Origin of the sequence: Microcoleus sp. AS-A8 (assembly GCA_039962225.1) — a bacterium.
Taxonomy (GTDB): Bacteria; Cyanobacteriota; Cyanobacteriia; order Cyanobacteriales; family Coleofasciculaceae; genus Allocoleopsis.
On record JAMPKV010000005.1, the window covers coordinates 206,523 to 218,688 of the forward strand.

At 46.0% G+C, this 12,166-nt stretch carries 13 protein-coding genes; 6 read left to right on the forward strand and 7 right to left on the reverse strand.

The window, feature by feature from the left end:
* Positions 1–39 precede the first annotated feature (39 nt).
* A complete protein-coding gene (locus tag NDI48_10055; protein MEP0831548.1) occupies positions 40–588 on the forward strand; it encodes a CAP domain-containing protein in 549 nt (182 codons plus the stop codon).
* 184 nt (positions 589–772) lie between these two features.
* On the opposite strand, the gene NDI48_10060 is transcribed toward NDI48_10055, so the two are convergent.
* Positions 773–1,063 (reverse strand): hypothetical protein, encoded by a 291-nt coding sequence (locus tag NDI48_10060; protein MEP0831549.1) that lies wholly within the window; start codon positions 1,061–1,063, stop codon positions 773–775.
* Positions 1,064–1,271: 208 nt separating this feature from the next.
* The gene (locus NDI48_10065; protein MEP0831550.1) at positions 1,272–1,454 is read right to left on the reverse strand and encodes a hypothetical protein; all 183 of its coding nucleotides are present in this window, start codon (positions 1,452–1,454) and stop codon (positions 1,272–1,274) included.
* Positions 1,455–1,620: 166 nt separating this feature from the next.
* On the opposite strand from NDI48_10065, the gene NDI48_10070 reads away from it, so the two are divergent.
* The 3 genes from NDI48_10070 to NDI48_10080 all read left to right on the forward strand — a co-directional run bounded on the left by NDI48_10070 (position 1,621) and on the right by NDI48_10080 (position 3,897).
* Positions 1,621–1,812 (forward strand): ribbon-helix-helix protein, CopG family, encoded by a 192-nt coding sequence (locus tag NDI48_10070; GenBank protein ID MEP0831551.1) that lies wholly within the window; start codon positions 1,621–1,623, stop codon positions 1,810–1,812.
* A 46-nt stretch (positions 1,813–1,858) separates the two neighbouring features.
* Positions 1,859–2,101 (forward strand): helix-turn-helix domain-containing protein, encoded by a 243-nt coding sequence (locus NDI48_10075; GenBank protein ID MEP0831552.1) that lies wholly within the window; start codon positions 1,859–1,861, stop codon positions 2,099–2,101.
* A 716-nt stretch (positions 2,102–2,817) separates the two neighbouring features.
* A complete protein-coding gene (locus NDI48_10080; protein MEP0831553.1) occupies positions 2,818–3,897 on the forward strand; it encodes a pentapeptide repeat-containing protein in 1,080 nt (359 codons plus the stop codon).
* Between the two features lie 203 nt (positions 3,898–4,100).
* Here NDI48_10080 and NDI48_10085 read toward each other — a convergent pair whose 3' ends face one another.
* From NDI48_10085 to sufB, 4 genes are all read right to left on the reverse strand, one after another.
* A complete protein-coding gene (locus NDI48_10085; protein MEP0831554.1) occupies positions 4,101–5,363 on the reverse strand; it encodes a SufS family cysteine desulfurase in 1,263 nt (420 codons plus the stop codon).
* 185 nt (positions 5,364–5,548) lie between these two features.
* Entirely contained in the window at positions 5,549–6,937 is a 1,389-nt protein-coding gene (gene sufD / locus NDI48_10090) for a Fe-S cluster assembly protein SufD (GenBank protein ID MEP0831555.1), read from the reverse strand.
* Positions 6,934–7,725: a Fe-S cluster assembly ATPase SufC gene (gene sufC / locus NDI48_10095; protein MEP0831556.1), complete on the reverse strand. Its 792-nt coding sequence runs from the start codon at positions 7,723–7,725 to the stop codon at positions 6,934–6,936. Before sufC ends, sufD begins: the two co-directional genes overlap by 4 nt.
* Positions 7,726–7,811: 86 nt before the next feature.
* Entirely contained in the window at positions 7,812–9,251 is a 1,440-nt protein-coding gene (gene sufB / locus NDI48_10100) for a Fe-S cluster assembly protein SufB (protein MEP0831557.1), read from the reverse strand.
* A gap of 221 nt (positions 9,252–9,472) precedes the next feature.
* Here sufB and sufR point away from each other — a divergent pair, with 221 nt between their 5' ends.
* Positions 9,473–10,141, forward strand: a complete 669-nt coding sequence (gene sufR / locus NDI48_10105) for an iron-sulfur cluster biosynthesis transcriptional regulator SufR (protein MEP0831558.1) — start codon at positions 9,473–9,475, stop codon at positions 10,139–10,141.
* Between the two features lie 121 nt (positions 10,142–10,262).
* Complete coding sequence (locus NDI48_10110) at positions 10,263–10,520, forward strand: hypothetical protein (GenBank protein MEP0831559.1); 258 nt, start codon at positions 10,263–10,265, stop codon at positions 10,518–10,520.
* Between the two features lie 59 nt (positions 10,521–10,579).
* Here the strand turns inward: NDI48_10110 and NDI48_10115 are convergent, their stop codons facing one another.
* Positions 10,580–12,103 carry a hypothetical protein gene (locus NDI48_10115; protein MEP0831560.1) on the reverse strand — a complete coding sequence of 508 codons (1,524 nt, stop codon included), beginning with the start codon at positions 12,101–12,103 and terminating at the stop codon, positions 10,580–10,582.
* Positions 12,104–12,166: the final 63 nt, after the last annotated feature.

Consider the following 12,166-nt stretch of genomic DNA (forward strand, 5'->3'; position numbering starts at 1 on the left):
GTGTCTATTAGGCGTAAACTATACAATCGAATTTCACTCATGGTAGCTGCGGGAGTGAGTATAGGTTTGGTTGCTACTAATGTTCATTTAACCCAAGCAGCCTTAACGCCTTCACCAAACCAGACTCAAACAATTTCTAATTCCCCTATCTTGCTGGTACAAAGCATTAATCGGAATGAAGTTTTGGCAGCGCACAATAAATATCGTCAACAAGTAAATGTGCCCAGTCTAAAATGGTCTAATAGCTTGGCAAGTTCTGCTCAGCAATGGGCGAAGCAACTGGCTTCTACGAATACATTCAAACATAGTTCCACGAACTATGGAGAAAACATTTGGGCTGGCACTAAAGGGCGTTATTCACAGGCCAAAATGGTTGATAACTGGGGAAGTGAAAAGCAGTATTTCATTCCCAATAGTACTTTCCCGAATACCTGTAGAGGAGGTTGGCAAAAATGTGGTCACTACACCCAAATTATCTGGAAGAATACAACAGAAGTTGGTTGTGGTCTAGCTAGAGGTGCCCAGATGGATTACTTTGTTTGTCAATACAATCCGCCAGGGAATTTCCAGGGACAAAAGCCGTATTAATATCATTTCATTGTGGTTGATTTAGGGTGGTCAGCAGGAGAGAAGAACCACTGCTGAGGCTTTATCGATCAGCGATCGCGCTTTAGTGATGTTCTGGTTGGTTGGGGATGCGATCGCATAGATCAGTTTGTCGTTGCTGCCAGCTTGCTTCGAGTCGGGCGATTCCCTTCGGGATAGCTTCGCTTCACGCTTCTTCTGCGTATCGTTGAGCCTCTTGCAGGATGAGTGACCAAAGGGCGTTGAGGGCTTCCAGATTTGAGCAGAAGCAGATTAGAGTGCGGCAAGCGGCAATCCACTGTTTGAGTTTGCGGTAACTGATAAAGTAACCTCCTAATCCTTGAATATGCACCCAGAGGACGTTATGCCATTTTTCCCCGTTGAGGATGCGCTCTGGGTTGATTTTCAGGTGTTTGGCAATTTGCCGGAGGGTGATAACAAAGGTCTGGGGGTTGATGCGGTGGCGTAGGGGTTGCATGGCTGTTTTGGGATTTGGGCGGATTTAGAAGAACCCCTCCCCAGTCCTCATCCTCACCTTCGGCTCCGGTCGCTCCGGTTCTTGTAACGGGGAGGGAGCTAGAGTATTGTTACTTCCCCCCGTTGCGGGGGGATTGAGGGGGGTTTCTGAGGTGACTGACTCAACAGATTGATTTACTCAAGTGTCAGACTTGGCTATCCTGTTGTTCCTATTCAATAGGAGCGAAGATAATCTCAAACTCAGCCGCAGGAATAAACCGCCGCAAAAGTCTCAGATGGTCGTTAGCATCTTGACGGTTTCGGAAACGGGCGACGCTGTAGTGTCGAGCATCGGGCAAAATTCGCACAATCGTCCAAGGGCGATCGCTTTGTTGGCTCAGTAGTTTTACCATTGTGAAAGTCTCCTTATATTTTGGGAGCCAGAAGCCAGCGTTAGCCCTGTCAAAGTTAAGCGCTGGCTTTGACTTTTCATGATAAACATCATACTTCGTTTTTATGTGTTTCTGTGTGTTTTTAGTTGTATTTGTTTATCAGACTGCAAAACACACAGGAGTCCCTATGATGGATGATATGGCGAAGGTAACGGTGACCCTATATATGGATGAGGAAGACAAAGAGGCGCTGCAAAGATTGGCAGATGCCCAAGAGCGCTCTTTGTCTCAGATGGCAGTGCTAATTCTTAAACGAGCGATTAGACAAGCTCAGGAGAGAGGAGAAATCCCGTCCAACAAAGAACCTCCGACTCGCTAAAGGGGAGCCGTTGACTCGGTTATGAGCCTCTGACAAAATCTGAGGCATGGGACAAGCACGCAAAGCTCTTAAAAAGGTCTTGGAGATTTATGACATCAGCCAATATCGATTAGCGGCAGAATTGGGGGTTGGACGCTCCAATGTTTACCGCTGGGTTAATGAGATAAGAGATCCAACGGCTGAAACTGTCAAAGATGTTGTGGAAGTGCTGCGGAAGATTAACCCAGATGCGGCGGCTGAGTTTATTCGGCTGTATTTAGGTGGTGGCTTAATTGAAGAGGAAGAGTAATTGTAGCGGATGAGGAGTGCGATCGCGTTTTAGTGCTGTTCTGGTTGGAGATGCGAGCGCAGCTGAACAACGTGTCTAAATGCTGGAGAAACGGCGGCGACCGATCGGAGTCAATCCAGATTCTCTGGCGTGAGAATAGGGTGCAATCTTGTTTCACTGCTGTTCGGGTGCTAAAGTTTCTTCCCCCCGTGGGGAAAGCCCAAGATCAAGATTAGGGAGTGATCGTGCTTTCCTGATGTTCTGGTTGGTTGAGAATGCTCTTTTTTCCATGCTGCTGCGTCTAGTACACAGTCCTAGTGATTAGATCGGACTGTCTGTAATGCATAGGAATAATAAGAGTGACACAACGTGAACCTTTATAGGAGGATTCTATGTACCAGCACAACCACAATGTTCCCCTATGGGCAAGTCAAGGGGGCTACATGCTTGGTAGCCGTCGTTCAACTCCAGAGGAAAGAAGTTTAGCTGGACGTTATTTGCTTTCTTGGAGAGCGCTTAACCTACTAAATGAACACCTCAGCTACGTATACCCCAGCTATTTCTGGAGTGATCGGCTCGATCTGTTTGCCCCAAAGGAAAGATAAAAATCGGTAGGTTCTTGAATAATCTTAAGAACCTACCACTATTGGATAAAAATTGACCCCCTCGTAGTGCTAAGGATAGTTTTGGGAAAAATATTGATAGAGCTAACTTCCCCAAGCACAAAATACATATATATGGATGCTCACGAACTGTTAGAGCGTTATGCGGCAGGACAAAGGGATTTTCATGGTGCTGACATAAGTAGTGCTGACTTGTGTTGTGCCGATTTGAGCTATGTTGACCTAAGCCTTGCAAACCTAAGCCGTGCCGATCTCAGTGGTGCTGATTTGAGCTGTGCCCATCTGAATGATGCCAACCTTCGGCAGGCTGATTTGAGTGATGCTAATTTGAATAATGCTTATCTGCTTGGTGCCGATTTACATGGTGCCTACCTGAGTGAGGCTGACCTGAGGGATGCCAACTTGACTGGTGCTGATCTGAGTAACGCCTATCTATCTGGTGCAGATCTAGCTGATGCTTACTTGGTTGCTGCTGACCTGAGGGATGCCAACTTGATTGCTGCTGACCTGAGAGATGCCAACTTGACTGGTGCTGATCTGAGCAATGCTAACCTCAGTAGTGCCAATTTGAGTGATACCTATTTGATTGCTGGCAACCTTACGGATACCAAACTGCAATTTGTCAATCTGAGCGGTGCAAATCTATGTGGAGCTAACTTACAAGGAGCCATACTCACACAGTCTAACTTGGGTAATATCAAATTAAATAGAGCTGACTTACGCAATGCAGACTTAACGGGAACTAACTTAACTAACGCTGACCTGGATATAGCTAATTTAGAAGGAACAATGCTAAGGCTGGCTGGAAATTGGAATGTAAGTAACCAGGGTATTAAGGCTACCTATGAATGGAACGGTCTTTTCTTCCGCTCGAAAACTGAGATTAAAATTGCAGAAGCGCTTGAGCGTGTAGGTGTTCTTTTTTACCCAAACTGCAAAGCTCGCCTCAAGACTTCTAAAAATAGAGACAGTAAGGAAACTGATTTTTTAGTTTTTTACAAGGGTAAGTGGGGAATTCTTGAAGTAGACGGAGAACCTTGGCATCCACCCTCTCGCACGGTACATGATCACGAGCGGGATCGCTTCTTCAAAGTTCATGGCATTCGGATTGTGGAGCATTACGATGCTTCCCGATGCTGGGAGCAACCAGATGTAGTTGTACAAGAATTTCTACAGATTTTAAGTCAAGTTTAGCAGCAAAAGTCCTCTTAAGAGGACTAAGCGCTTACTATATATATAAAGATTTCAGTCCACTTTAGTGGACTTTTTCTATTAGCCCGGAAATTGATTTCCGGGCGGGTTTGGTAGTTGACCGAGAAGTGTGCAAGAGGTGAATAAAACATTAAAGGGTGAGCATTGCCCACCCTACTAAGATAACAAGATTCTACAGTTTCTTTTTATCCCAAAATGCTACCGAAAAAGTCCATTGTCTCCTTAAGCGCTTTGATGAAAGCGTCAATGTCTTCACGAGTATTGTAGAAATACAAACTTGCCCGTGCTGTACCTGCAACCCCTAAAATGCGGTGTAAGGGTTGAGTGCAGTGATGACCCGAACGGATGGCGATCGCTTCTTGGTCTAGCATTGTAGAAACATCGCTGGAGTCGAGTCCGGGAACTGTAAATGATGCCAGTGCTGCCCTACCTTTTCCGTTTGCGGTGGGTTGCGGACCGTATACTTTAATGTCAGGAATACCGCGTAATTTCTCGAAGAGATAAGCAGTTAACTCTTCCTCATAAGCATGGATTTTGCCCATACCGATTCCCATGAGATAGTCTACCGCCGCACCCAGCGCGATCGCTTCCCCAATGGCGGGCGTTCCAGCTTCAAATTTATGGGGTAACTCCGCATACGTCGAGTGATCGAGGTAAACTTCCGAAATCATTTCGCCGCCACCCATAAACGGAGGCATTGCCTCTAGCAAGCCCAGTTTGCCATACAAAAAGCCAATTCCCGTAGGCGCACACATTTTGTGTCCCGATGCGACTAACCAATCACAGTCCATGGTCTGGACATCAATCGGCATGTGAGGCACACTCTGACAAGCGTCGATCAGTACCTTCGCTCCATGACGATGCGCGATCGCAATTATCTCTTCCACTGGGTTAATACAACCCAACGTGTTAGAAACATGAACCACACTCACCAGTTTAGTTTGATCCGAAATTAGCTCCTGGAACTGCGCTAAATCAAACTCCTGTGTGTCCGTCAATCCCACATACTTAATTACCGCACCCGTCCGCTGAGCCATCAACTGCCAGGGAATGATGTTGCTGTGGTGTTCCATCACCGAGAGGATAATCTCATCTCCCGGTTTCAAGCTATTCAACGCCCAGCTATAAGCCACTAAATTAATCGCTTCACTGGCATTGCGGGTAAAGACAATTTCTTGCCGCGAAGCCGCATTCACAAAGCTGGCGACTTTATCCCTCGCGCCCTCATACGCCTCTGTTGCTCTGACACTCAGGCTATGAGCGCCCCGATGGACATTCGCATTATCCCGTTCGTAGTAGTGGCGTAGGGCATCCAATACGGCGAGTGGTTTTTGCGAAGTCGCTGCATTATCCAGATACACGAGGGGTTTTTCATTGACTTCCTGATGCAAAATGGGGAAGTCAGCGCGGACTGCATCGGCAATAGTTCTTTGTGTGGTGAACGTCATTTTGGGCACTGGGGATTGGAAGTGGGTAAGTCTGGCAAATGACTCATGACTTTATAGAGCGTATTTGAAAAGTCAAGCTTATTTGTCCTAACCCCCCTCTCAACAGTAGGAGAGGGGTTGGGGGAGAGGTTAAAGCAAGATTAAATAAGCATAAAAACAACTTTTCAAACACTTTCTTCGCACGACTAAAATGTTCTACAGGCAACACAGCGAGTCAGCTTTTGACGCATTGAAGCCACAGGAATGCCCTTGATAATCTCAGCCGCAAACGCATCTAACAACAGTTCACGAGCATTGACTGCATTGATGCCACGGCTTTGCAGGTAGAAGATATCATCGGCTTCTAACTGGCTGACGGTAGCACCGTGGGCACATTTAACTTGATCAGCCGTGATTTCCAGTTGGGGTTTAGTATCAACGCGAGCTTTGGACGATAACAGTAAGTTGCGGTTCAACTGGCTGGCGTTGGTAAATTGGGCAGTTTGTGGCACAAAAACCTTACCGTTAAATATCGCTTGAGCGCGGTCATCGATAATACATTTGTGCAATTGGTTAGCGGTACCGTTGGGATGATTGAGAACGATCGCACTATGGGTATCTGCCACCTGTTCACCCCCAATCAAGGCTAAACTATTGAGAGTCGTTTCCGTCCCCTCTCCAGTCTGGAAGACTTCTAAATGATGGCGAGAGAGTTTGGAGCCGAAGGTGATGGCATTGCCGATGTAACGACTATACCGAGATTGTGCGATCGCACTTTTCCCAATATGAAACGCGCCTTTGCTCTCCTGATCAATCCGCGTATGGCTAACTTGTGCATTCTCCTCTAATACGATTTCCGTCACCGTATTAGTGAAGTAAATTTTTTGTGCGTCGTTACCGCATCTGTGGTTACGATACTCTTCAACTAATGTTAAATTACTGCCCGATTCTGCCACCACCAAACATCGGGGGAGAGAAACAATAGGCGTCTTACTAACCGTTGAGATAAATAGCAGATGAACAGGCGTTTCTACCTGCTGATTCTTCGCTACCCACACAACCGCCGCATCCGTTAAACTCGCCGTATTCAGAGCCGTAAATACCTCTGCCGAACCCGGTTGCTGGGCAAGATAGTTGCCAACTTTTGACCGATAAGCCACTGGTAACTGAGCCAAATTACTGACAACCAATCCCTCTGGCAAATCAGTAATCGCTGACAGGTGAGGTGCATAAATCCCATTCACGAAGACTAATCGAATAGACGCTTCGGGTAGGGCAAACTCAGTCGCCACAGACTCGGCGATTTCACCCTGACTTTCAGCTGTCTGAAAATCAACCTGCCATAGGGGCGACAAGTCAGTAAAGCGCCAGTCCTCATCCCGCTTGGTAGGGAGGGTGAGTGTCTTAACCCAACGAGCAGCGCGATCGCGTAATTGCTTTAATAAAGCCGTTGTATCCGGCTCAATGGCTTGGATTGCTAGGGTTTGGCAATGATTTAATAAGCTCAGTAGATGGGCATCTTGACCCTCCAAGGTCGAGATTACCCCCAAATCTTCTAAATTAGGAATCGTACTGGCAGAAACTTGTACCGTCATCGCGCTCCCACCTCAGCTACGTTTTCCTCGACAACCCAATCATAACCCCGCTCTTCCAGCTCCAGCGCCAGTTCTTTACCTCCCGTCATGAGGATACGACCGGCTGCCATCACATGCACAAAATCCGGCTCAATATAATTCAGGAGACGCTGATAGTGAGTAATTAAAATAGTGGCATTCTCTGGATTGGCGAGTTGGTTAACACCATCAGCCACAATCTTCAACGCATCGATATCCAAGCCAGAATCCGTCTCATCTAAGATGGCCAATTTGGGTTCCAGGAGTGCCATTTGCAGAATCTCATTCCGCTTCTTTTCGCCCCCAGAGAAACCCTCATTTAGACTACGTTCTAGGAAGCTGGGATTCATCTTGACAACTTCCAGCTTTTCTTGGATTAAATCTTCAAAATCAAAGGTATCAATTTCCTCTAATCCCTGATGCTTGAGACGGGCGTTGTACGCCACACGCAAGAAATCTAAATTACTCACCCCTGGAATTTCCAAAGGATATTGAAACGCGAGGAAAACCCCAGCCAGTGACCGTTCCTCCGGCTCCATTTCCAACAGACTTTGCCCTAAAAATGTAACCTCGCCACCCGTAACCTCATAGGCAGGATGACCCGCTAAAACCTTAGAAAAAGTACTCTTCCCAGAGCCATTCGGCCCCATAATCGCGTGAACTTCGCCCGCTTTAACTTCTAGATTTAACCCCTTGAGAATCGAGTTTCCATCGACATTTGCCGTTAAATCCCGAACCGACAATATTACCTGACTATTTTCCTTAATCATCCTTACCTCAAAACTCCTCCGCATTCCTCTGCGTTGCCATTAGCGCTTCTTTGCGTTAACAAAACACAGAGGTACACAACATCCAATTAACCAACTGCACCTTCTAACTTCAGGCTCAACAACTTATCAGCTTCAGCAGCAAATTCCATCGGCAGATTGTTGAAAACATCCTTACAGAAGCCGCTAACCATCATGGAGATAGCATCTTCTTCTGAAATTCCCCGTTGAGCGAAGTAGAATAATTGGTCTTCCCCAATCTTGGCGGTAGAGGCTTCATGCTCCACCTTTGCCGTATTATTTTCCACTTGAATGTAGGGGAAAGTATTAGCTTCGGCGGTACTCCCAATCAGCATTGAATCACACTGGGAATAATTCCGTGCGCCTTGGGCTTTGGGGCCAATTTTTACCAATCCCCGATAACTATTTTTGGAGTGACCAGCAGAAATTCCCTTAGAAATAATGGTGCTGCGGGTGTTTTTGCCGATATGTACCATCTTGGTTCCCGTATCAGCTTGCTGCTTGTTATTCGTCAGGGCTACGGAGTAAAACTCGCCAACGGAATTGTCACCAACTAACACGCAACTGGGGTACTTCCAAGTAATAGCAGAACCTGTTTCGACTTGCGTCCAGGAAATCTTGGAGTTTACGCCTTTGCACAAACCCCGCTTGGTGACAAAGTTGTAAATCCCACCTTTGCCGTTTTCATCCCCGGCGTACCAGTTTTGTACGGTAGAGTATTTGATGTCCGCGTTGTCGAGGGCAACGAGTTCGACGACAGCGGCGTGGAGTTGGTTGCTGTCGTACATGGGCGCGGTGCAGCCTTCTAAATAGCTGACCGAGCTGCCTTCTTCTGCGACAATCAGAGTACGCTCAAACTGTCCGGTGTCACCGCTATTAATTCGGAAGTAGGTGGACAGTTCCATCGGGCATTTGACGCCTTTGGGAACAAAGACAAAAGAACCATCACTGAACACAGCAGCATTGAGGGCGGCGAAGTAGTTGTCTGCCACAGGGACAACGCTGCCGAGATACTTCTTGATGAGTTCCGGGTGTTCTTGCAGCGCTTCCGAGATGGAACAGAAAATCACGCCTTCTTTGGCGAGTTTTTCTTTGAAAGTAGTGCCAATGGAGACACTGTCAAAAATCGCATCCACCGCAACGTTAGACAACCGCTTTTGCTCAGACAGGGGAATACCTAGCTTCTCGAAGGTTTCCAGCAGTGCGGGGTCAACTTCGTCTAAGCTATCCAGCTTTTTCTTGGCCTGTTTGGGTGCCGAGTAGTAGATGATATCCTGGTAGTTAATCGGCGGATAGTTAACGTGAGGCCAAGTTGGTTCGGTCATCTTCAGCCATTGCCGATAAGCTTTGAGACGGAACTCCAACATGAACTCTGGTTCGTTTTTTTTGCCAGAGATTAAGCGGATTACGTCCTCATTAAGACCACGAGGAATCGTATCGGCCTCAATATCTGTGACAAAGCCATACTTGTAGGGCTGGTTGACTAATTTTTTGACGGTGGCAGTCATTAGATTTAAGTGTTCTCTCGTGTTCTAAATAAATCGCTTAGGATCGGAGGTGGGTGGCGACAAGCACCCAACTTTTAATGATGCCGTTTTAATACACAGGAGCAGTAAAACAACACCTTTGTTGTTTAAGTCTATTGTACGATATATTAACAACAAGGATGTTGTCAAAGTCAAGCTGTATTTTTTCCCTAGCCCTCTTAGACAGATCGCCCTGAAACCCGATGACCACTACTCACCAGCCTTCTACAAAGCAGGACATCTTGCAGTATTTACTGAAGCAGGATCAGACGACGGCACAGGATTTAGCCGATGCTCTAGAGATTAGTCCACAAGCGATTCGGCGTCATCTTAAGGATTTAGAGGCAGAAGGATTAATTGAGTATAAATCGGTTCAGGTCGGAATGGGGCGGCCCCAGCATGTCTATCACTTGAGCCGTAAAGGGCGCGATCGCTTCCCCAACCGTTATGATGAATTTGCCGTTTCTTTGTTGGATGCCCTGACGGAAACTGTGGGGCATGACCAGGTTAGCTCCATTTTACGGAAACAGTGGGAGCGCAAAGCCAAGGAATATCGCGACTTAGTCGGCATTGGTTCTGTGCAAGAGCGGGTGGCCAAGCTCGTAGAAATCCGCCAAAGTGAAGGTTACATGGCAGAATGGCATGTTCTAGAACCTAACGAGTTAAACAACGGCGCTGAGCCTCAATTCATCTTAACCGAACACAACTGTGCTATTTCCAACGTTGCCGAATCGTTTCCGAGTGTGTGTGGACATGAATTAGAAATGTTTGCAGCGGTGTTGCCCGATTGTACAGTGGAGAGAACCCACTGGCTCAATCAGGGAGAGCATCAATGTGGTTATTTAATTAAATCACGGCATCAGGAGCAGTAGAGAAGGGGTGGGAGGGGGTTCTTCTGCTTCACCGTCACTTTGGCTTTGAGGGTTTCTTTCTGTTGCCAAAACGCCAGCGTTTATGATTCTGTAAAGTTGAGACTATTTAATATCAGTATTCATAGTGGAATCACAACAACCAACAACACAATTTTTAAGCCCAGAAGAGTCAGCGGATGTAGACAAAGCGCTGTTGTCTTCTCCTGAGAAGTTTTTAACACGATTAACGATTTCATCTTTGCGGCTATTGAAGCAAATCGCCAAAGATACTGGCGTTGCTATTGAAGAATTGACGCATCAGCAGGTAATTGACTGGTTTGAGAAGGATGGAAAGATTCGGCGAGAGCAAGGAATAGAGGCGTCGTTTCTCAAGTGGTGAGATTGGTGATTGCTGTCTTGTTTGTTTCATCAATATCTATTAGGCGTAAGTCATCGATCTCAATCGGAACACTTAGTTACTTTAACGGCTTGAAGTGCTTGGGATAAAAGTGCGATCGCTTTCTCCTGTTGTCCTGCTTTTGCACAATAATTGGCGATGTGAGCTAAGGCTGAGGCTTTGGGAGAGTCCTTCTCAGTTGCATCGAGAGTTTGGGCGATTGCGATCGCGCGATCGTACTGAGCAATTCTGCCCAACTGAACTGCAACTTCCGCCAACTTCTGGGATTTACCTTGAGTAGTTTCTATCGTTTGAGCAATCTGAAATGCCTGCTCTAAAGCCTGAGTCGCTTGCTCTTTATCCCCGGCTTTTTCGTAATCCCTAGCAATTTTACTCAGCGCGTAAGCTTGAGTATTTGCATTACCGATAGTTTGGGTTAGCTGAAGTACTTGATTGTAGGGGCTAACTTTGGCATAATTAATCACAATTTCAGCTAGAACTTGAGTTTTTTTATCTTCATTGTTGAGGGTTTGAGCTACCTGAATTGCTTGAGCAAACACCGAATCCGCCAATTCTTTCTTTCCGGCTTTCCCATACACAACAGCAATATTAGCCAGAAATATTGCTTTTTTATCGGCATCCTGAACTTGGTTAGCAATCTGAAGTGTTTGGGATGCCACTTTAACCGCTTGCTCTTGTTTACCCGTTTCTATATATAAGAGAGCGATTCGAGTTAATTGATTAAGTTGGGCATCAGTCTCTTCGATATTTTTGGCAGCCTTAATTGCCTGAGATAATATTTCATCCGCTTGTTTGTTTTGTCCAGATTTTGAATATAGTAGCGTAATTTTACCTAAGATAATACTTTTCCATAATGCCCTCTCTTCCTCATCAATATTTTTGGCTACTGTGAGTGCTTGTTGGTAGTCTCCGGTTTTTTCGGCAATTTCTATTAACGCATTCGCTTTAGAAGTCTGAACTTCTATCGTGTTAGCTATCTGTCGCGCTTGATTGTATTCTCCTGCGGCTACATAGTAAGCAACGATTCGAGCTAAGGCTCGGCTTTTAGGGATATCCTCGACAATTTTATTGGCGACCTGAATTCCTTGAGTGTAATCACCTAATTGTGCATAATTAACGGCGATCTTCTCTAATACCGTGTCTTTAACGAATGAAGTACCCCAAATTGCCTTAGTATCCTGCACAGCTTGAGCTAAAACTTCAGCTGCTCTGTCTTTTTGCCCCACACTTCCATACCTTGCCGCGATCGCTTCTAACGCCATCACTTTATCAGGGGAGGGTTCAATTTTATTCGCAGCTTGAAGGGCTTGATTAAACAAATTTGCAGACTGTTTTTCCTGTCCTGCTTTCGCTGCCTGGCGAGCTATCAGACTCAAGACATCAGCTTTGCGAGTTAACAGAGTGATTTTCTGGGCTACTTGTAAAGCTTGGTCGTTTTGTCCCGCAACTGAATAGGAAACAGCAATGTTAGCCAATGGGCTATTGAGACAATTTTTACTACCCGAACAAGCTGAACAAAGCGTACTGATTAATGCAACAGTAGTCAGTAAGATTTGAAATCTCATTTTGTTTGGCAGTTTGGGCTAACTGATAGATTCGAGTTGAGTGAATTAACATCTCACAAGAGA

Excerpts from the sequence above, each read along its gene's own strand:
- NDI48_10055 (MEP0831548.1), top strand. The coding sequence starts at position 40 with ATGGTAGCTGCGGGAGTGAGTATAGGTTTGGTTGCTACTAATGTTCAT.
- NDI48_10060 (MEP0831549.1), bottom strand. The coding sequence starts at position 1,063 with ATGCAACCCCTACGCCACCGCATCAACCCCCAGACCTTTGTTATCACC.
- NDI48_10065 (MEP0831550.1), bottom strand. The coding sequence starts at position 1,454 with ATGGTAAAACTACTGAGCCAACAAAGCGATCGCCCTTGGACGATTGTG.
- NDI48_10070 (MEP0831551.1), top strand. The coding sequence starts at position 1,621 with ATGATGGATGATATGGCGAAGGTAACGGTGACCCTATATATGGATGAG.
- NDI48_10075 (MEP0831552.1), top strand. The coding sequence starts at position 1,859 with ATGGGACAAGCACGCAAAGCTCTTAAAAAGGTCTTGGAGATTTATGAC.
- NDI48_10080 (MEP0831553.1), top strand. The coding sequence starts at position 2,818 with ATGGATGCTCACGAACTGTTAGAGCGTTATGCGGCAGGACAAAGGGAT.
- NDI48_10085 (MEP0831554.1), bottom strand. The coding sequence starts at position 5,363 with ATGACGTTCACCACACAAAGAACTATTGCCGATGCAGTCCGCGCTGAC.
- sufD (MEP0831555.1), bottom strand. The coding sequence starts at position 6,937 with ATGACGGTACAAGTTTCTGCCAGTACGATTCCTAATTTAGAAGATTTG.
- sufC (MEP0831556.1), bottom strand. The coding sequence starts at position 7,725 with ATGATTAAGGAAAATAGTCAGGTAATATTGTCGGTTCGGGATTTAACG.
- sufB (MEP0831557.1), bottom strand. The coding sequence starts at position 9,251 with ATGACTGCCACCGTCAAAAAATTAGTCAACCAGCCCTACAAGTATGGC.
- sufR (MEP0831558.1), top strand. The coding sequence starts at position 9,473 with ATGACCACTACTCACCAGCCTTCTACAAAGCAGGACATCTTGCAGTAT.
- NDI48_10115 (MEP0831560.1), bottom strand. The coding sequence starts at position 12,103 with ATGAGATTTCAAATCTTACTGACTACTGTTGCATTAATCAGTACGCTT.